The sequence below is a fragment of the Streptomyces sp. NPDC048383 genome (assembly GCF_040651775.1).
Lineage (GTDB): Bacteria > Actinomycetota > Actinomycetes > Streptomycetales > Streptomycetaceae > Streptomyces.
Genome location: NZ_JBEZKS010000043.1, coordinates 55,012 through 73,886 on the forward strand (window position 1 = coordinate 55,012; position 18,875 = coordinate 73,886).

Below are 18,875 nucleotides of genomic sequence, written 5' to 3' on the forward strand. Positions count from 1 at the left end.
CTGTCTCCTGGCCTCGCCGCACGCCGGGACGAGGCGTGCGTGCCGAATGGGGTGAAGGACGTGAGGGCCGCGACGGGTCAGGCGCCGAGGCGCCGTACGGAGTACGGCCCTCCGGCGGCGCCCGCGGGCAGTGCGAGCGAGGCCACCCAACCGTCGGGCACGGCCAGTCCGACGGTCCGCCACAGGGCGGGGAAACCGAGGGGCGCCGTATCGACGATCTGCCCCGGGGCGAAGTCCTGTGCGGTGTGGGCGGGTTGCGCCGGGGCCAAGTCCCGCGCCGTGCCGATGTCCTGTGCGGTGTCGGGCGCCAAGCCGCCGGCGCCGGTGTCCAGCGCGGTCAGATCGGTCGCGATGCCGATCCCGACGGCCTTGAGCACGGCCTCCTTACGGGTCCAGCAGCGGAGGAAGGCCAGGGTACGGGCGGCGCCCTCGGGTCGCGCGTACACGGCCCGGCGTTCGACCGGGGTGAGCACCACGGAGTCGAACCGGTCGGCGTCGAGCGGGCGGACGTGTTCCACGTCGACACCGACCCGGAAGGGCGAGAGGGCCACCATCCCCAGGCCGTCGGTGTGGGCGACGCTGATCCGCCAGGCCGTCGCGGGGAACCGCACCACGGGCGGCCCGTGGTCCTCGTTGCCGCACCCGGGACAGGCCTCGCGGCCGAGGGAGACCCCGTCGGCCGGCACGCCCAGCACCTCGGAGAGTGCCCGCTTGACCGCGGCCCGGCAGGTGATGAACCCGGCGCGTGCCACCGCCGACCTCATCGCTGCGGCGCGGTCCGCTTCCTCGTCGTCGAGGAGGGCGAGGTCGTCACCGCGGTACGTGCCGGTCGGTACCGGCCACCACCGGACGACTGCGTCGGAGGTCTCCGAAAATGGCGCATAAGTTATCTGTTCCGTCCCCGTGTGGCGTGTGGTCACAGAGGTCACCGTAGGCTTGAGTCCGGCCCCAGCGATGCTTGAGCCGGGGTGAGTTGGCCAGAAGCGGACACCGTCGCCACGCATCGTGAACCGGGGGGAACACCCCGTGATGCAAGCGGAAGTGGCGGTTTTGCGTTCCGGGGAGTGGGTGCAGGTTGCTGCCATCGCAGCTGAAAATCTTCGTACAAGTCGGCGAATTGCAAGCGTGGTGTGACACCTCCTCCCATGTCGCCTTGTGTTCAGCGGTAAGTGACTGTTCACCAGGTGGCGTTATGCACGCGTGATCGAGCTGGAGCCGCCCCTCCGCACATCCGTCCGCCCGGCCGCCCGTCGGCCGGGTCCGCCCGACGGGCGCCCCGAACGTCCTCGGTGACCCCTTGGTCGGAAAGGTCGCGCCGTACCGACTGACCAGGTACTCCGCGGCCCGGGCGGTCGTCTCTGGAATTGTTGACCAGCCGCGATTCGGCGAACTACTGTCTGACCTCGAATGGTGCTTGAAACTCGCTATGATATTTGCTTGATGAAATAGTTGAGCATGCATCTATTTCTGCGGAGGGTTGAAGCCACAATCATCCAGTCACCGGTCGAGCAAGGGGGATGCAATGACAGGTGCCGCGATCGAGTCCACCCATGGGAAAGAAATGCGGGAGGAGATTCCGGAAGTAGAACCGTCCGACCACGCCGCTCACGTGGAGCGCACCCTGTTACAGGCACGCGCGCTCATCGAGTCCACCGTCTCGCTGCACCGCAACCGGTCGGCGCCGGCTCCTGCCGCGCCGCACACCGACGTCGCGGTGCTCGGCGACGCCATCGAGGAACTCGTCCGCCGTGCCCGGCACTCGGTCTGCATCGCGGTCACGGGCGGTGAAGCGTTCCACCACATCGCCCGGAAGGCCCTGGCCACGCTGGAATCCGGACTCGTGGTGCGCGTGCTGTGCGCACCCGACGTCGCCGACCGCTCGCCGGCCCTGCAGGCCAAGGCTCCCGGCATCCGTCTGGAAGTGCGGGTGTGCGAAGCGGAGTTGCGCGACATCGTGGTGGTCGACGGCTCCTCCGCACTGGTGCGGGCAGCTGCCGACAGTGCCAACGGACAGGCGACCCTGGTCCACGACGCCGCGGCCGTGCGAGCCCTGGAACTGCTCTTCGCCGGAGCCTGGGCACGCGGCCGCAGGCTGGACGACCACCTCGCGCTGAGCCCGAAGTTCCGCGGCGACCTGACCCGCCGGATCCTGGAGAAGCTGCGCGACGGACTCACCGACGAAGCGGCGTCCCGCGACCTCAACGTCTCCCTGCGCACCTATCGACGCCACGTCGCCGACATCATGCGCGAGCTCGGCGCCGGCTCCCGATTCCAGGCGGGCGTGCGCGCGGTGGAACTGGGGCTGCTCTCGGAGTGACGCAGCCGCGGGCCGGCTCAAACGGGGATCGCGTGGCACCGATCGACCTACGGGGCCGCGCAGCAACACATCACACCAACGGGGATGGTGAGCGCCACGTGTCGCATGCGACCGAGGACGAACTGGAGCGAGCGCTTCTGGAAGTACGGGCCCTGATCGAGTCGACGGTGGCCATCCACCGGGACCGCAGCATCAGGGAGCAGCAGATCGCCGAGGTGGACGGGGGCTACGCACCCGTTCTGGACACCGCGGCGAGTCTCATCCGGGGAGCCGTGCGGACGATCGACATCGTCGACGCCCGGCTGCCCGGCACGCAGGAGGAACAGGCCCGTCAGGATCGGGCCGAGCGCAACCTCATCTACTCGACCGCCGAGGGGGTCGCCGTCCGGGTGCTGACCAGCCCGGCGATGGTGGACGAGGACTTCGTCCGCGAACAGCTCGCGCTGGAAAGACCGGTGGCGATCCGGGTGGCCCGGGTACCGCCGCTCCAGGCCCTGCTGGTGGACGGCACCAGCGCGTTGGTGATGGCGGAGTCGGCGGCCGGCGTGCGGGCCTCGATGATCCGTGCGCCGGAGGTCCTGCACACCCTCGACACGCTCTTCGAGAGCATCTGGCGCAACGCCGTGCCCGCCGGCGAGCGGATCGTCTTCGGAGACCGCGACCGGGCCGTACTGGCCCGGCAGATCCTCGGCGCGCTGCGCGCCGGGGTCACCGACGAGGTGGCCGCTCGCGAACTCACCGTCTCGGTGCGCACCTACCGCCGGCACGTCGCCGAGATCATGGCGCTGCTCGGTGCCCAGTCCCGGTTCCAGGCCGGGGTCCGGGCCGCGGCACTGGGCCTGCTGCCCACCGCACCGGACGCTCCCGGCGGCGGGCGGGCCTGACAGCACGCGGCCCCCTGCTGCCACCGGCACCGTCCCCGACGGGCATCCGGGCCGCTCGCCGGCAGCTTCCTGAAACCTCCGTTGCCGCCCGCCCCGCGTCGCCAGTTGTATGGCGCCGGGACAGGGAACCGGGCTCCTGGTAGATCCTCGGCCCCTTCCCGGTGGCATGGAGAGCCCCCGTCCTGCATGCCATCAGGCGCGCGGGGATCCGTCGATCGCGAGAGCGACGACGACGGATCCTCGCGGCCCCCGGTGGACGACGCGGCGTACGGCGTGGAAGGCGGAGCAATGGACCGGATGCCGACAGGGCTCGTGTTCCCGGGACAGGGAACCCAGAAGGAGGCCATGGGCGCCGTCTGGCGGGACACCCCTTCCTGGAAGATCACCGAGGAGATCTCCGACGTCACGGGAGAGGACCTGCCCCGACTGCTCCTCGACACCCCCGACGAGCAGCTCCGGCGTACCGACCTGGCCCAGCTGACCGTCTTCACGCTGACCCTCGTAGCCCACGCGGAGGCCGTGCGCCGCGGCGCCTTCGACGGCCGGGACGTGGTGGCCTGCGCCGGGCACAGCCTCGGGGAGTACGCCGCCCTGACCGCCGCCGGAGCCCTTTCACCGGGCGCGGCCGCCGCCCTGGTCGCCGCCCGCGGCCGGGCCATGCGGGAGGCCGCCGAACAACGCCCCGGCACCATGGGAGTCCTGGTCGCGGCCCCGCTGGAGGCCGTCACCGGCCTCGCCGAGCAGATGCGTACGGCCGGCCACGAGGTATGGGTCGCCAACGTCAACGCACCCGGCCAGACGGTCGTCGCCGGCTCCGTCGAGGGCATCGACAGGATCGGGGCCGAAGCGCCCTCGATCGGCGCCAAGATGATCCGTCCCGTCGTCGGCGGCGCCTTCCACAGCCCGCTCATGGAGCCCGCCGCGCAACGCCTGCGGGCCGCCCTGCGACACACCGCCTTCGCCCCGGCACACCTGCCGGTGGTCGCCAACGTCGACGCCCGGGCCCACACCGGCGGCGACTGGGTCGAGCGGGCCACCCGCCAGCTCACCTCCCCGGTGCTGTGGGAGCCGTCCGTACACACCCTCGTCGGACCGCTCGGCTGCCGCCGCCTGATAGAGATCGGCCCCGGGCGGACGCTCGCCGGACTGATCCGCAGGATCGCCCCGGACACCGCGACCGTGTCCCTGGACAGCCCCGCGGCCCTGGACTGAGGCCGGGCCCCGTTCCCGGCCGGCATCCGCGCCCACCCCACGTCCACCGCGCCACACGCACGAGGAGACCACCCACATGCCACTGGGCACCCACAGCACCTGGCTGCGCAGGTTCACGACCGCCGGGCCACCGCGCCTGCGCCTGGTCTGCCTGCCGCACGCCGGCGGCTCGGCAAGCTTCTTCCACGACTGGGGGCACGCCTTCGGCGACGACGTCGAAGTGCTCGCCGTCCGCTACCCGGGCCGCCAGGAGCGCGTCTGCGAGGAACCCTGGACCTCGCTGGAGGACCTCGCCGGCGCCATCACCGGCGAGCTGGAGCCGTACCTGGACGCCCCGCTGGCCCTCTTCGGCCACAGCATGGGCGCCACCCTCGCCTACGAGATCACACTGCGGCTGCGCGAACGGTTCTCCGTCGCCCCCGAACTGTTGATGGTGTCCTGCCGCAAGGCACCGCACCTGCTCACCCCGCGCACGGCGGCCTTCGACACCGACGCCGAGCTGATCGAACAGGTCAAGGAGCTCGGTGGCACCGACTCCGCGCTGCTCGACGACGAGGACCTGCGCGAGCTGGTACTCCCCGCCATCAGGGCCGACTTCACCGCCGTCGCCGGTTACGCCGCCCGGCCCGGCGTCCAGCTGCCCTGCCCGGTCGTCGGGTACGTCGGCGACAGCGACCGCGGTGTCGGAGCCCACGAGGTCGCTGCCTGGTCCGACATCGCACCGCACGGGTTCGACCTGCGGGTCCTGCCCGGCGGCCACTTCTACCTGGTGGACGGCCGGGAGCAACTCGTCGGTGACATCCGCGCACGGCTGGCGCCGCAGCGGTGAGCACCGACCTGCGGCCCCTGCCGGACTGCGGGGTGGGGGTGCTGGACAAGGCGTCCCTCCTGCTGGAGATCGTGGAGAGCGGCCCGACGAGCCTGGTCGACCTGGTCGCGCACAGCGGCCTGTCCCGCCCCACCACCCACCGGATCGCCACCGCCATGGAACGGCTCGGGCTGCTCACCCGGGACGCCCGCGGGCGCTTCGCCCTCGGACCCCGCCTCGGCCTGCTCGCCGTCGAGGCACGCCACGACCGACTCGCCCAGGCCGCCGGGCCGATCCTGGAACGCCTGAGCGGGGAGACGGGCCTCGACGCCCGGCTCCACCGCCGGCGCGAGGGGTTGCACATCTGCGTCGGCTCCTCCGTGGACCGGGTGGCGGGCGTGGACCTGGCCGCGATCGGCACCGCCCGCCCGGCCACCGCCGGCCCCGCGGCCCAGGTGCTGTACGCCTGGGAGGAACCCGACGTGCTGTACGAGGGGCTGCGGCGGGCCCGCTTCACCGCCCCGCAACTGGCGACCGTACGGCGCCGGGGCTGGGCCTACGGCCCCGACCCGCTCGCGTCCGGCCTGATCTCCTACGCCGTACCGGTGCGTTCCGGGGCCGGCGTCGTGGCCGCGGCCCTGGTCCTGACGGGGGTGTCGAGCCGGATGCCCGAGGTCCCCGACCGGGAACTGCGACGTGCCGCGATGGACGCGGCCGTCTCCTTGAGTGACGTCTTGCTGCGCGGTACCCGGGCGAATTCCGCGGCCGGCCGCTCCGCCGGCTGAATTCAGCGGCGACGGTGGCAGGTTGTTGCAGCCGTCGTTGTGAGAAAAGAACTCGCGCCCGCACCATTCCAGTGCGAGTAAACGCGCCGCGCTCGCGGCGGTAAATCGGACAAGGGGAAAAGCGTGACGACTGCAACGCGCGACGATCGGCTCGAACTCATCAAGGAAACCGTCTGCGACATTCTCGAAATCGAGGAGGACGAGGTCACCGAGGTCAGCCTTTTCAAGGAGGACCACAACGCCGACTCGCTCCGCGCCATCGAGATCCTCGCCGCCCTGGAGAAGCAGTTCGGCATCGTGATCAACCAGAGTGAGCTGCCCCGCATGGTGAACCTCAAGGGCGTCTACGAGGTCGTCGCGGAGCCGGCCGGCTGGTAGGGAAAGCGGCGTCGGGAAGGATGGGGAGATTGCCATGACAGCGGCAGAGCACGGCGCCGGCCGTATCCGGCCGGAGCGGCACCGGGTCGTTCTCACTGGACTGGGAGTGGTGTCCAGCATCGGACTCGGCGCGAAGGAGTTCCTCCAGGGACTCCGCGAAGGCCGTAGCGGTGCCCGGCCCATTTCCGTGTTCGACACGGAAGGGTTCGCCCACGCCAACGGGTGCGAAATCACGGATTTCGACCCGCGCGAATGGATCACCACGTTGGACGTGGAACAGCTGGGCCGGGCCGCGCAGTTCTCGACCGCGGCCGCCCGAATGGCCCTGGAGGATTCGGGCCTCGACCTGACGGAGCTGCGCGGCAGGCGGGGCCTGATCTCCATCGGCACCACCGACGGCGAGAGCTACGACCTCGACCAGCTCGTCGAGCGCGAACTCGGCACGAAGACGGGCGACTTCGAACCCGCGGCCGCCCGGCGCGTACCGGCCGGCCGGCTCTCGGTGGCGATCGCCCAGGAGCTCGGCCTCACCGACGTCGAGGCCCTCACCATCCCGACCGCCTGCTCGGCGGGCAACTACGCCATCGGCTACGGCTTCGACGCCGTCAGCTCCGGTGAGGCGGAGTTCGCCTTCTGCGGCGGGGCGGACGCGATGTGCCGCAAGACCTTCACCGGTTTCTACCGGCTCGGCACCATCGCCCCCGACCGCTGCCAGCCCTTCGACGTCGACCGCAAGGGCATCCTCACCGGCGAGGGCGCGGGCGTCCTGGTCCTGGAGCGCCTGGACTCCGCCCTGGCACGCGGGGCGACCATCTACGCCGAGGTACTCGGCTACGGGCTCAACTGCGACGCCCACCACCAGGTCGCCCCCGACCGGGACAGCGTCGCCGAACTGATGCGGCTGGCCCTGGAGAACGCCGGCGTCGAACCGCACGAGGTGGACCTCATCTCGGCGCACGGCACCGGCACCCGGGCCAACGACATCACCGAGGCGGGAGCCATCCGCCAGGTCTTCGGGGACACCCCGCCCCGGACCGTCTCCATGAAGTCGATGCTCGGCCACAGCATGGGCGCCGCCAGCGCCCTCGGCGCGATCGGCTGCGCCCTGGCCATCCAGAACCGCTTCATCCCACCCACCATCAACCATGTCACCACCGACCCCGAGTGCGACGTCGACTGCGTACCGAACCACGCCGTCGAGGCGGATCTGCGGATCGTCCAGAACAACGGACTGGCCTTCGGCGGCAACAACGCGGCGGTCCTGCTCGGCCGGTACGACGCGATCAAGGAGGCGTCATGACGACCCGCCCCATCATCGGGATGGGCGCCGTCGCCGCCACCGGTTCCGGTGTCGGTGAACTCTTCGAGAACCTGTGCGCGGGCGTCAGCGGACGCGCCGAACTGCGCGGCTTCGACCGCACCAGGTTCCGGGCGCAACACGCCTACGAGGTCGACGACCGACCAGCCGTCGGCGAGGACGTACCCGGTCGCGCGAGCCGGCTGCTGCACGAGGCGATAGCCCAGGCCGCCGCCGACGCGGGCCTGGGGGAGGACCTCTCCGGGATCCCGATCCTGGTCGGTACCGGCCTGCGCGAACTGCGCTCGCTGGAGCTGTGGTGGCGTGACGGATCCCCCTTCGCCGACTCCGGGCTGCACTTCGGCACCGGCCTGAAGGAACGCTTCAACGCCGACGTCACCCACACGTTCTCCAACGCCTGCTCCGCCTCCCTGTACGCCCTGGCCCTCGGCAGCGACCTCCTCGCCCAGGAGGGCGAGGACGCCCCCGACACCGTCATCGTCGCCGGCGTCGACGTCCTGACCGAGTCGATGTACGGGCTCCTGGAACGCGTCCACCCGACGCCGCCGGACCGGGTGCGGCCCTTCGACCGCAACCGCACCGGCGTCCTCATGGGCGACGGGGCCGCCGCGATCGTGCTGCGCCGCACCGAGGAGGGCGCCCGCCGGGTCCACGGCCACCTGCGCGGCGTCGCCGTCAACTGCGACGCGTACCACGTCACCGCGCCCTCCCCGGAGGGCATCGCCGAGGCCATGCGCGCCGCGCACCGGCTCGCCGGCGTCAAACCGTCCGACGTGGACCTGGTGATGCTCCACGGCACCGGCACCCTGCTCAACGACGAGGCCGAGGCCACCGCCCTCGCCGACGTCCTGGGCACCGACGCCTCGGTGCCGCTGATGACCGCCGTGAAGTCCATGACCGGCCACACCTCCGGCGCCTCCGGACTCATCAACCTGATCGTGGGCGTCACGGCCCTGAACGAGGGGCGGGTGCCGCCGACCCTGGGCCTGGACGAGCCGGTCGAGGAAGCCGCGCCGTTCCGCTTCGTCACCGGGCAGTCCGCCGAGGGCCGGCCCCTGAAGGTCGCGCAGCTCAACGCCTTCGGATTCGGCGGCATCAACGCCGTCGCCATTGTGGAGGGTCCCCGATGACCGCACAGTCCGCCACCGCAGTCACCGGCACCGCCGTGGTGGTCACCGGCGCCGCCGTCCTGGTGCCCGGCGCCGACACCGTACGGGCCCTGGCCGACGGACCCGCCCGCGGCGGCGCCCCCGTCGAACCCGCAGCGCACGTCGGCAAGAAGGGCCTGCGCTACAAGGACCGGGCCACCCAACTCGGCTACGCCCTGACCGCCGCGGCGCTGCGCGACGCCGGCCTGCTCGGCGCCGACGAGAAGGCCGGCCTCGGCGTGCCCGCGACCAGCGTCGGCGTGGTGGCCAGCTCCAACTTCGGCAACCTCGACACCGTGGCCCGGGCGCTGGACACCATCCGCGAGGAGACCGTCACGGCCACCTCGCCGATGGACCTGCCCAACGCCTCCAGCAACGTCATCGCCTCCTCGGCGGCCATCCGCTACGGGCTGCGCGGCCCCAACCTCATGGTCTGCAACGGCGAGACCTCCGGCCTGGACGCCGTGCACTGGGCCGTCACGATCATCACCGCCGGCCGCGCCGACCGGGTGCTCGTCCTCGGGGTCGAGCCCGACAACGAGGTCGTGCGCCGACTGCTGGGCGGCGGACACGCCGTCGACGGCGGCGCCGCCCTGGTCGTGGAGTCCCGGGCCGCCGCCGCCGCACGCTCCGCGAGGGTCCGCGCCGTGATCGGCCCGTACAGCCGAGGCGCCGGCGAGCTGGGCGCGCGCGGTCGCCGCTGGGAGGCCCCCGCCCACCTGGGCAAGGCCTCCGGGGCCTCCGGGCTGCTCCAGGTCGCCGCCGCCGTCGGCTGGTTCGACGCCGGCGAGCGCGGCCCCGTACAGGCCGTGACCGGCAGCACCGTCGATGACGCGCGCGCGGACCTGCTGCTGCTCGCTCCCGAAGCTGCCTGAAAGGGCGAGGAGGAGGTTGTGATGAACACCCATGTGGACCTGCGCCCGGTGACCGTCGAACGGCGCACCGCGGGCAGCGGGCCCCGCGTCCTGCTGCTGCACGGACTCGCGGCCAACGACAGCGTCTGGGAGCGGGTCCTGCCCGAGCTGCCGCCGTCGTACCAGGTGTGGACGGCCCGGCTGCCGTGGCGGACCGAGACCATCGCCGACTGGGGCGAGCAGCCCAACCTGCGGGGCTGGCTCGGCAAGGCCCTGGAGGCGGTGCCGGGCGGCGCCGAAGTGGTCGTCGCCCACTCGATGGCCGCCAACGTCCTGCTCGACCTGCTCGACCAGAAGAACCGGGGCGGCGTCGACTCGCTGCGCCAGTACGGCATCCGGGCCCTGGTCCTCGTGTCGCCGTTCTACCGGTCCCGGGCCGAGGAGTTCGACTGGAACGCCATCAGTTTCTACCTCAACGACTTCCACCTGATCATGGAGGAGGGCATCCGCGCCCACTCCGGCGGCCGGCTCCCGGACGACGTCCGCCGGGCGATGGGGGAACGGGTCCGCGACCGCGTCGGCCCCTACGGCTGGCTGCGCTTCTTCGAGCTGTACCTGCGCACCCCCGCCCTGCAGACCGGGCGGATCACCGCGCCCGCCCTGGTACTGGCCGGCGAGCACGACTTCGCGGCCCGGCCCCAGGAGGGCGTGGCGCTGGCCGCGGCCCTGCCCGACGCCGTCTCCCGCGTCCTGCCCGGTAGCGGGCACTTCCCGATGCTCGACGCGGCGGGCGAGTTCGCCGCCGCCGTCAGCAGCTTCGTCAACTCGACCATGGGCCTGACCCCGCCGAGCGGGCCCGCCCTCCTCACCGCCCTGGAGCACCGAGCATGACCCTCGTCACGGACACCGCCGTCAAGACGCTGCTGACCACCGCCACCACCACCACGGTGCGCCCCCGCTACGAGGGGTCCAACATCTGCACCTGGATCGGCTTCAAGCACGTCAACTACCTCGTCGAGGAAGCCGTACTGGACCACTTCCGCCAGTCCGGGCTGCCCGCCCGCGCGCTGTACGAGGAGCACGGCCTGGGCCTGGACCTGGTCACCATCGACAGCCGCATCCTGCACGCCTTCCACATGGACGACACCGCCGAGGCGCAGGTCGTGCCGTGGACCAAGGACGACGACGGGACCATCGGCTTCAAGGTCACCATCCAGTTCGAGCGGGGCGGCGAGATCCACAAGGCGGTCACCTCGAAGGTCCGCGTCTCCCTGCGGATCGACACCTACCTCGAGGCGGCCGGCGAGGTCCCCGAGCAGCTCGCCCGCTTCGCCGTCGCCAAGCTCGGCGACGACCTGGAGCGCGAGGCGCCCGCCGCCGCCCCGGCCGAGGAGGAGATCCTCGCCTCCCTGACCACCGGCCGCAACGCGTACGCCTGGAAGTGGAACATCCCGTACCCGTACTGCCACTTCACCGAGCGCATCCAGATGTCCGGCTACCTGCGCCTGATGGAGGAGGGCAAGGACCGCTTCGTCGCGGACCGCGGCATCTCCATCAAGACGCTGCTCGACGACCGCCGCTGGATCCCCGTCGTGCCCCGCTCCGACATCCGCATCCTCGACGAGGCGCTGATGGAGGAGGACCTCTACACGGTGTACACCGTCGAGGAGGTCTTCAAGGACTTCACCTACACCTCGCGCATGGACTTCTACGTCCTGCGCGACGGCGAGCTCGTGAAGACCGCGACCGGCCGCATCGTGCACGGCTACGCCGTCATCGAGAACCGTCGCGACTGGAGCCTCGTCAACTTCGACCAGCGCGTCCTCGACGCCGTCAACGGGACGCCGGCGGCGTGAGCGAGGACTGGGAGAGCGGCACCCCCCGGCTGCTGCTCGTCGAGAGCCAGGGGCGCTTCGCGCAGGACGCCGGTTTCCGGCGCGACGCGGTCACCCAGGTGATCACCGGGCAGACGGCGCTCCTCTTCCTGGTCCAGGACGGGGTCGTGCTCGCCGTCCCCGGCAGCGACAGCGACCTGGACCGTTTCCAGAAGGAGGGCGGAGTGCTCGCCGCGGACAGCTTCTCGCTGGCCCAGCGCGGCCTGGAGGAGGCGTCCCTCCGCCCCGAACTGCGCGTCGTGGGCATGGACGTGGTGGCGGGCTGGATCCTCGATCCGGCCGTCCGGGTGGTGTGGCACTGAAGTGGCCAGGAAGATTCCGCACACCGACGTGCTCATCACCCTCATGGGTCCCCCTCACACCTCGGACCAGGTCACCACCGCCCTGCGGCTGACCCAGTCCCTCCTGGAGCGGGGCGCCACCGTACAGGTGTGGACCTGCGGCTACGCGACCATGCTCACCCAACGCGCCCTCGGCGACGACAAGCCGCGCAACCTCGCCGACTGGAACCGGGAGTACCCCTCCACCGCGGCGCTGGTGGAGGACCTCCTCACGACCTGGGAGGGGCGGCTGTACTGGTACGGCTGCCGCTTCTGCAGCGACGACCGGGGGGCCGATCACCACCTGCCCCAGGTGGTGATCCGCCCGCCCGGCGGCTACGCCGCCAACGCGGCAGCCGCCGACAAGGTCCTGCACCTGGGGGGGATCTGATGGACGCCCGTGTACTGGCCATCGTCGAACACGGCTACCGCGGCGCGCTGGAGAAACAGTTCTTCGACGAGCTCTACCTCGCCACCGAACTGCACCGGCAACTGGGCGGCCTCGACATCCTGCTGCGCGGTTCCGCCGCGAGCTACGCCCTGGACACGGGCCCCGTACCGGCGCTGCGCATCGGAAGCCGGACGGTGGACACCCTCACCGACCCCCGCGCCGGCGTCCGCACCCTGCTGGAGCAGGGCGTCGGCGTCCTCGTGGAGGAGCCCGACATCGCGGCCCTCGCGGCCGCCCGGCCGCTGATCGAAGGCGTCCGGCTCGTCGCCGCCGACGAGACCGCCGCCCGCTGGAACGAGTACCGGATGGTCGTCTTCCTGTGACCGTCCCGCCCGGAACCACCGGAACGAACGGCACGCCCGGGACCACCGGCCACGAACGGCACCACCACCTGCACCACCCCGAACGGAAGGAACACGTGACGGTCATGACCACTCCCACCACCGGCACCGGACGCCCGGTGATCACCGCCTGGTCCGCCGTGTCGCCGTACGGCATCGGCAGGGCCGCCTTCACCGAGGGCCTGCGGGAGCGGCGCACGACCGTCACCGACCTCGGGCCCGAGTACGGCACGACCCCCGACGGCGTGGGCCACGTGGTGCCCGGCTTCGCGGTCCGCGAGGTGCTCGGCAAGAAGGGCACCCGCTCGATGGACCGGGTCACCGGCCTCGCCGTCACCGCCGCCGGCGCCCTGCTGGACGACTCGGCGCGCAACCGCGCCGTCGGCACCGGGGAGGGCGCCGCCTTCGCCCTGGGCACCACCACCGGCAGCGCCCAGTCGATGATGGACTTCACCCGGGACTCCCTCACCGGGGAACAGCCCTTCTTCGTCGACCCGGCCCGCTTCCCCAACACGGTCATGAACTGCGCCGCCGGGCAGAGCGCCATCTGGTTCCACCTCAAGGGCCCCAACGCCACCATCGCCGGCGGCCGCACCGCGGGCCTGCACGCCCTGAACTACTCGCGCAGGCTGCTGGGATCGGGCCGCGCCCGCACCGTGCTGTGCGGCGCCGCCGAGGAGTTCAGCCAGGCCCGCGCCTGGCTGGAGCACCACAGCGGCGAGCCCGCCGGCGCGGACGCCGCGCCGGCCGCCCCCGCCCCCGCGCTCGGTGAGGGCTGCGCCATGCTGCTCGTCGAACCGCACACGCCCGAGGACGCCGACCAGCCCGTGCTCGCCGAACTCCTCGCCGTGGAACTGGGCGTCGTCCTCGACGGCGACCCCCGCCCCGCCCTCGTCGCCTGCCTGCGCGCGGCCCTGCGCCGGGCCGGCGTCGAGCCGTCACAGGTGGCCGCCGTCGCCCGCTCCGGCGCGCCCGGCAGCGAGGGCCTCGGCGAGGCCGACGCGGTGCGCGAGGTGTTCGGCGCCGTCGACCACGCCGACCTCACGCCGACCGGCCTGATCGGCGACACCGGCGCCGCCGCGGCCGCCTTCCAGGCCGCCGCCCTGCTGTCGTACGCCGAGGACCGGCCCGCCGAGGCGGCCGGCCGGATCGGCGTGATCACCTCCGTGGACCGCACCGGCACCGTCGGCTGCGCCCTGCTCGGCCTGCGCTGAAGCCGGCCCGCCCTCCCGAAAGGACAAGAACACCGTGCTGGAGAAGGAAGAACTGCGCGCCCTCGTCGCCCAGGTGCTGGACGTCGAGGTGGCCGAGGTGGGCGACGACGTCAAGTTCGTCGACGACCTGGAGGTCGACTCGCTGATGGCCCTGGAGGTCGTCGTGGTGCTGGAGAAGAAGTACGGCGTCAAGCTGCCGGAATCGGACCTCAAGCACATCGTCACCCTGGACAGCGCCTACGACGTGCTGCGCGCCCGGATCGACACGGCGCAGGCGGCCTGATGCCCGCCGCGAGCCCACTCCTCGCCGCGGTCGAGGTGCTGCCCGCCGACGGCGAGCTGAGCACCGCGGCCCGGTTCACCGTGGCGGACACCGAAACAGTGCTCCCCGGCCACTACCCGGGCTTCCCCATCTTTCCCGGGGTCTGCCTGGTCGAATGCGCCCGCCAGGGCGCCGAGGCCACCCTGCCCGACGGTGCCAAGGGCGCCCGCCTCGCGGCCGTGGAGTCCACCCGGTTCACCGGGCCGGTCTTCCCCGGCGACCGGGTCGACATCGCCCTCGCCTGGAAGCGGACCCCCGCCGGCGACTGGCAGGTGCGGGCCAAGCTCACCACCGGACGGGGCCCCGCGGCCGGCGTACGCCTGCGCTACGCCGCGCCCGCGACCACCGGAGAGGAGGCGGCAGCGTGATCGGCCAGCGCGACATCCGGGCCCGGCTGCCCCACCGCTTCCCCATGCTGCTGGTGGACCGGGTCGTGGACATCGTCCCCGGCGAGCGGCTCATCGCCCTCAAAGCCGTCACCTGCAACGAGCCCTGGTACGAACGGCTCGACGCGGACACCCCCGAGGAGGACTTCGCCTACCCGGCGACGCTGCTCGTGGAGTCCTGGTGCCAGTCCGCCGGCGTACTGGCCACCTGGGACGACCCCAACCCGGACGTCCTCGACGGCCGCGTGATGCTCTTCGGCGGCATGACCGGCGTCGAGTTCCACCGCCCGGTCCTGCCCGGAGAGGTCCTGGAACACCGCGTGCGCCTGGACCGCAAGGTCGACGACACGCTGCTGTTCGACGGGGAGACCCGTTCCGCCGGCGAGACGGTGATGACCGTCGACCGGATCGTCATGGCCTTCCGCCCCGCGGCGGCGCTGCGCCCCGCCACCGCCTGAGGAGACGAACGACATGTCGGACAGCACCAACCCGGTGGCCCTCGTCACCGGCGGCTCCCGCGGCATCGGCCGCGCCACGGTCCGCGCGCTCGCCCGCGACGGATTCGACGTGGCCTTCTGCTACCGCTCCGACGACAACGCCGCGCGCACCCTGGAGAAGGCCGGCGAGGAGTTCGGCGTCCAGGTGGTGGGCAGCCGCGTCGACGTCGCCGACGGGCCCGCCGTACGGGCCTGGATCACGGCGACCGAGGACGGGCTGGGACCGATCTCCGCGGCCGTCACCGCCGCCGGGATCACCCGCGACAACCCGCTGGTCCTCATGGAGGACGAACAGTGGCGCCAGGTCATCGACACCAATCTGGACGGCGTCTACCACGTCTGCCGCGCGGTGGTCTTCGGGATGATGAAGCGCCGCGGCGGCGCCATCGTCAACATCTCCTCCGTCGCCGGGGTCTACGGCCACGGCACCCAGACCAACTACTCCGCCTCCAAGGCGGGGATCATCGGCTTCTCCCGGGCCCTGGCCAAGGAGACCGGTCGCTCCGGCATCCGCGTCAACGCGGTCGCACCCGGCTTCATCGAGACCGACATGGTCGCCGGGATGAACGACAAGGCCCGCAAGGAAGCCCTGTCCGCGATCCCGCTGCGCCGCATGGGCACCGCGCAGGAGGTCGCCGACCTGGTCGCCTACCTGGCCTCGGACAAGGCCGCGTACATCACCGGAGCCGTCCTGCAGATCGACGGCGGCATCACGATCTAGCACCACCCGCACACGAACCGTTGGAGGCGGTGATGGCACGACGAGGACCCCGCTGGTACTTCTCCTTCCGCAGCCCCTACTCCTGGATGGCCTACCGGGACCTGGTCGGCCGGCACGCGGACGTGGCCGCGGCGATCGAATGGCTGCCCTTCTGGGAGCCGGACGAGCCGGCCCTGGACGAGTTGGAGCGCAGCAACATCAAGCTCCCGTACGTCCCGATGTCCAAGGAAAAGCACCTCTACATCCTCCAGGACGTCCGGCGCCTGGCCCGGGCCCGCGGCCTGGACATGGTGTGGCCGGTGGACCCCGCTCCCCGCTGGGAGGTGTCGCACCTGGCGTACCTGGCGGCCGAGCGGCTCGGAGCGGGTCGTGAGTTCATCGCCGAGACCTACCGCGCCCGCTGGGAGCTCGGTGAGGACATCTCCGATCCCGACACCATCCGCAAGATCGGCGAGGGCCTGGGGCTCGACCCCGAAGCGCTCGCACGGGCCCACGATGACCCCGAGATCCGCGAGCTGGGGCTGAACGCCCTGAACTCCCTGCACCGGGACGGCGTGTTCGGCGTCCCCTTCTTCATCAGCGGCTTCGACAAGTACTGGGGCGTCGACCGGCTGGCCGGATTCGCCGAGTCGGTACGGGCCGCCCGCTGACACGTCTTTTCCGACACCCACACCAATTCCCTTCACCACGCACGGCAGGAAAGGAAGCAGAGATATGGCGACCAACCCGTTCGAGGACGACGCCGCGAGCTACTTCGTGCTCGTCAACGAAGAGGGCCAGTACTCCCTGTGGCCCGCGTTCGCGGAGGTACCGGCCGGCTGGACCGTCCGGCACGGCGCGGCGCCCCGGCAGGAGTGCCTCGACCACATCAACGAGAACTGGACGGACATGCGGCCGACCAGCCTGGTCCGGGCCACCGCGGCCTGACAGGAAGAAGCCGAGGGGACGGGCGTTGGCAGGTATCTGCAACGCCCGTTCGGCGTTGTCGGGGCCGGATGGCAGGTTGATGCAGTGGGCGTTGTCGATGATTTCGGACAGATGTGAGAGTGGAATTCGTTCTACGAAAGTCACAGCCCGGGTTCTTCGGCTGCCGATTGTCCGCTAGGGGTGGATGGGAATCATGCTCGCTGGAGACGCCTTGTCATTGACCGCGGCTCAGGCCGGAATTTGGTTCGCCCAGCAGCTCGACCCGGAAAACCCGATCTACAACGCGGCCGAATACCTCGACATCCAGGGACCGGTGCACGCCGGAATTCTGGAGGAGGCGCTGCGCATCCTGGTCGATGAGGCCGAGGCGCTGCGCATGCGGATCGTCGAGGACGACGAGGGCCTGTGGCAGATCGCCGACCCGGCCCCGGCCTGGCAGCTGGAGCAGCTGGACGTCCGCGGCGAGGACGACCCCGAGGCGGCTGCCGAGGCCTGGATGCGCGAGGCGCTCGCCGAGCCCGTCGACCCGCGCCGCGACCTGCTCTTCCGCTTCGCCCTGCTGCGGGTCGACACCGAGCGCTACTTCTGGTTCTACCGCTACCACCACGTCACCGTCGACGGGTTCGCCGTCGCCCTGGTCACCCGGCGTGCCGCCGAGCTGTACACGGCGCTGGCCGCCGGCCGCGAGCCGCAGCCCAGCGGCTTCGGCACGGTCGCCGACCTGGTCCGCTCCGACGCCGAGTACCGCGCCGGTGAACGCTTCGTCGCCGACCGGCAGTTCTGGCAGGACGGGCTCGCCGACTGCCCCGAACCCGTGGGCCTCTCCGACACCAGGCCCGTCATGGCCCACGGCCTGGTGCGCCGCACCGAATTCCTCGCCAAGGACCGCCTGGAGGCGCTGCGGGACACCGCCCGCGAGGTCGGCGTGACCTGGCCGGCGGCCATGATGACCGCAGCCGCTCTCTACCTTCAGCGCTCCACCGGCGCCGACGAGGTGGTCCTCGGCGTCCCCGTCTCCTGCCGCCTGGGCAAGGCCGCCCGCTCCGTACCGGGCATGGTCTCCAACGTCGTACCGCTGCGCGTGCCGGTCACCCAGGACATGACCCTCGCGGACCTGCTGCTCCAGGTCTCGGCCGACCTGCGCGCCACCGTGAAGCACCAGCACTACCGCTACGAGGACCTGGTCCGCGACCGCAAGCTGCTGAGCGGCGGCGGACGGCTGGCCGGCCCCGAGATCAACATCATGATGTTCGACTACGGGCTGCGCTTCGGCGAGGCGCCCGCCGTCGTCAACAACCTCTCCATCGGCCCCTCCGACGACCTCTCCCTGATCGTCTACGAGCGCTCCGACGGCCGCGGCCTCCAAGTCGACTTCGACGCCAACCCGGCCCTGTACACCCCCCGGGAGATCGCCGCCCACCAGGACCGCTTCCTCGGCTTCCTGGGCCGACTGGCCGCCGCCGATCCCGCATCCCCCGTCGGCCGGATCGAGGTCGCCGGTGACGCCGAGATCGACCTCGTGGTCCGCGGACACAACGACACCGCCCACGACGAGGCATCGGCCACCCTGACGGAGCTGCTGGCCGGGCAGGCGGCGCGCACCCCGGACGCCGAGGCCCTGCGCTTCGAGGGCAGCTCCCTGACCTACGCCGAGCTGCACGCCCGCGCCGACCGCCTCGCCCACGTCCTGCGCGCCCGGGGCGTCGGCCCCGAGGACCTGGTGGCCCTCGCCGTCCCGCGCTCCGTCGAACTGCTCACGAGCCTGCTCGCGGTGCTCAAGGCCGGCGCCGCCTACCTGCCGGTGGACCCCGACTACCCCGCCGACCGCATCGCGTTCATGCTCGACGACGCCCGGCCCGCGCTGCTGCTCACCACCGCCGAGACCGCCGTACGGCTGCCCGCGGGCCTCGCCGCGCCGCTGCTCGTGGTGGACATCGACGACACCGTCGACCTGCTCGCGGCCCAGCCCGACGGCCCCGTCGCCGGCCCGGCCCCCGAGCGGGACCATCCGGCGTACGTGATCTACACGTCGGGGTCGACGGGTCGTCCCAAGGGGGTGGTGGTTTCCCATCGGGGGATCGTGAACCGGTTGCTGTG

Annotated in this window: 23 protein-coding genes; 22 read left to right on the forward strand and 1 reads right to left on the reverse strand. The window is 71.8% G+C overall.

Annotated features, from left to right (window positions below; translation table 11 throughout):
* Positions 1-77 precede the first annotated feature (77 nt).
* Positions 78-920 carry a 4'-phosphopantetheinyl transferase superfamily protein gene (locus AB0D46_RS26500; RefSeq protein WP_362880954.1) on the reverse strand — a complete coding sequence of 281 codons (843 nt, stop codon included), beginning with the start codon at positions 918-920 and terminating at the stop codon, positions 78-80.
* 602 nt (positions 921-1,522) lie between these two features.
* On the opposite strand from AB0D46_RS26500, the gene AB0D46_RS26505 reads away from it, so the two are divergent.
* From AB0D46_RS26505 to AB0D46_RS26610, 22 genes are all read left to right on the forward strand, one after another.
* Positions 1,523-2,317: a helix-turn-helix domain-containing protein gene (locus AB0D46_RS26505; protein WP_362880956.1), complete on the forward strand. Its 795-nt coding sequence runs from the start codon at positions 1,523-1,525 to the stop codon at positions 2,315-2,317.
* A gap of 98 nt (positions 2,318-2,415) precedes the next feature.
* Positions 2,416-3,201 carry a LuxR family transcriptional regulator gene (locus AB0D46_RS26510; protein ID WP_362880957.1) on the forward strand — a complete coding sequence of 262 codons (786 nt, stop codon included), beginning with the start codon at positions 2,416-2,418 and terminating at the stop codon, positions 3,199-3,201.
* Between the two features lie 186 nt (positions 3,202-3,387).
* Complete coding sequence (locus AB0D46_RS26515) at positions 3,388-4,413, forward strand: ACP S-malonyltransferase (RefSeq protein WP_362880959.1); 1,026 nt, start codon at positions 3,388-3,390, stop codon at positions 4,411-4,413.
* A 76-nt stretch (positions 4,414-4,489) separates the two neighbouring features.
* Complete coding sequence (locus AB0D46_RS26520; protein WP_362880961.1) at positions 4,490-5,242, forward strand: alpha/beta fold hydrolase; 753 nt, start codon at positions 4,490-4,492, stop codon at positions 5,240-5,242.
* Positions 5,239-6,006 carry a helix-turn-helix domain-containing protein gene (locus AB0D46_RS26525; protein ID WP_362880963.1) on the forward strand — a complete coding sequence of 256 codons (768 nt, stop codon included), beginning with the start codon at positions 5,239-5,241 and terminating at the stop codon, positions 6,004-6,006. The genes AB0D46_RS26520 and AB0D46_RS26525 overlap by 4 nt, the downstream gene beginning before the upstream one ends.
* Positions 6,007-6,129: 123 nt before the next feature.
* On the forward strand, positions 6,130-6,384 hold the full coding sequence (locus tag AB0D46_RS26530) for an acyl carrier protein (RefSeq protein WP_356882249.1): 255 nt from the start codon (positions 6,130-6,132) through the stop codon (positions 6,382-6,384).
* 34 nt (positions 6,385-6,418) lie between these two features.
* On the forward strand, positions 6,419-7,684 hold the full coding sequence (locus AB0D46_RS26535; RefSeq protein WP_362880966.1) for a beta-ketoacyl-[acyl-carrier-protein] synthase family protein: 1,266 nt from the start codon (positions 6,419-6,421) through the stop codon (positions 7,682-7,684).
* Entirely contained in the window at positions 7,681-8,832 is a 1,152-nt protein-coding gene (locus AB0D46_RS26540) for a beta-ketoacyl synthase N-terminal-like domain-containing protein (protein WP_362880967.1), read from the forward strand. Before AB0D46_RS26535 ends, AB0D46_RS26540 begins: the two co-directional genes overlap by 4 nt.
* Positions 8,829-9,725, forward strand: coding sequence for a beta-ketoacyl synthase N-terminal-like domain-containing protein (locus tag AB0D46_RS26545; RefSeq protein WP_362880969.1), 897 nt, complete (start codon positions 8,829-8,831; stop codon positions 9,723-9,725). Before AB0D46_RS26540 ends, AB0D46_RS26545 begins: the two co-directional genes overlap by 4 nt.
* A gap of 21 nt (positions 9,726-9,746) precedes the next feature.
* Entirely contained in the window at positions 9,747-10,595 is an 849-nt protein-coding gene (locus tag AB0D46_RS26550) for an alpha/beta fold hydrolase (protein WP_362880971.1), read from the forward strand.
* Positions 10,592-11,560 carry a hypothetical protein gene (locus tag AB0D46_RS26555; protein ID WP_362880973.1) on the forward strand — a complete coding sequence of 323 codons (969 nt, stop codon included), beginning with the start codon at positions 10,592-10,594 and terminating at the stop codon, positions 11,558-11,560. Before AB0D46_RS26550 ends, AB0D46_RS26555 begins: the two co-directional genes overlap by 4 nt.
* Complete coding sequence (locus AB0D46_RS26560; protein WP_362880975.1) at positions 11,557-11,901, forward strand: hypothetical protein; 345 nt, start codon at positions 11,557-11,559, stop codon at positions 11,899-11,901. The genes AB0D46_RS26555 and AB0D46_RS26560 overlap by 4 nt, the downstream gene beginning before the upstream one ends.
* Before the next feature lies 1 nt (position 11,902).
* The gene (locus tag AB0D46_RS26565) at positions 11,903-12,310 is read left to right on the forward strand and encodes a hypothetical protein (protein ID WP_362880977.1); all 408 of its coding nucleotides are present in this window, start codon (positions 11,903-11,905) and stop codon (positions 12,308-12,310) included.
* Entirely contained in the window at positions 12,310-12,693 is a 384-nt protein-coding gene (locus AB0D46_RS26570) for a hypothetical protein (RefSeq protein ID WP_362880978.1), read from the forward strand. The genes AB0D46_RS26565 and AB0D46_RS26570 overlap by 1 nt, the downstream gene beginning before the upstream one ends.
* A gap of 104 nt (positions 12,694-12,797) precedes the next feature.
* Positions 12,798-13,925, forward strand: coding sequence for a beta-ketoacyl synthase N-terminal-like domain-containing protein (locus AB0D46_RS26575; protein WP_362880980.1), 1,128 nt, complete (start codon positions 12,798-12,800; stop codon positions 13,923-13,925).
* Between the two features lie 34 nt (positions 13,926-13,959).
* Positions 13,960-14,208: an acyl carrier protein gene (locus tag AB0D46_RS26580; protein WP_362880982.1), complete on the forward strand. Its 249-nt coding sequence runs from the start codon at positions 13,960-13,962 to the stop codon at positions 14,206-14,208.
* Positions 14,208-14,615, forward strand: coding sequence for a hypothetical protein (locus tag AB0D46_RS26585; RefSeq protein ID WP_362880983.1), 408 nt, complete (start codon positions 14,208-14,210; stop codon positions 14,613-14,615). The genes AB0D46_RS26580 and AB0D46_RS26585 overlap by 1 nt, the downstream gene beginning before the upstream one ends.
* Positions 14,612-15,091 (forward strand): beta-hydroxyacyl-ACP dehydratase, encoded by a 480-nt coding sequence (locus AB0D46_RS26590; protein ID WP_362880985.1) that lies wholly within the window; start codon positions 14,612-14,614, stop codon positions 15,089-15,091. The genes AB0D46_RS26585 and AB0D46_RS26590 overlap by 4 nt, the downstream gene beginning before the upstream one ends.
* A gap of 13 nt (positions 15,092-15,104) precedes the next feature.
* A complete protein-coding gene (gene fabG, locus AB0D46_RS26595; protein ID WP_362880986.1) occupies positions 15,105-15,851 on the forward strand; it encodes a 3-oxoacyl-[acyl-carrier-protein] reductase in 747 nt (248 codons plus the stop codon).
* A gap of 32 nt (positions 15,852-15,883) precedes the next feature.
* Complete coding sequence (locus AB0D46_RS26600; RefSeq protein WP_362880987.1) at positions 15,884-16,501, forward strand: DsbA family protein; 618 nt, start codon at positions 15,884-15,886, stop codon at positions 16,499-16,501.
* Between the two features lie 64 nt (positions 16,502-16,565).
* Positions 16,566-16,778, forward strand: a complete 213-nt coding sequence (locus tag AB0D46_RS26605) for an MbtH family protein (protein WP_362880989.1) — start codon at positions 16,566-16,568, stop codon at positions 16,776-16,778.
* Between the two features lie 211 nt (positions 16,779-16,989).
* Positions 16,990-18,875 (forward strand): condensation domain-containing protein (locus AB0D46_RS26610; protein WP_362880990.1); only part of this gene is annotated, 1,886 nt, incomplete at its 3' end.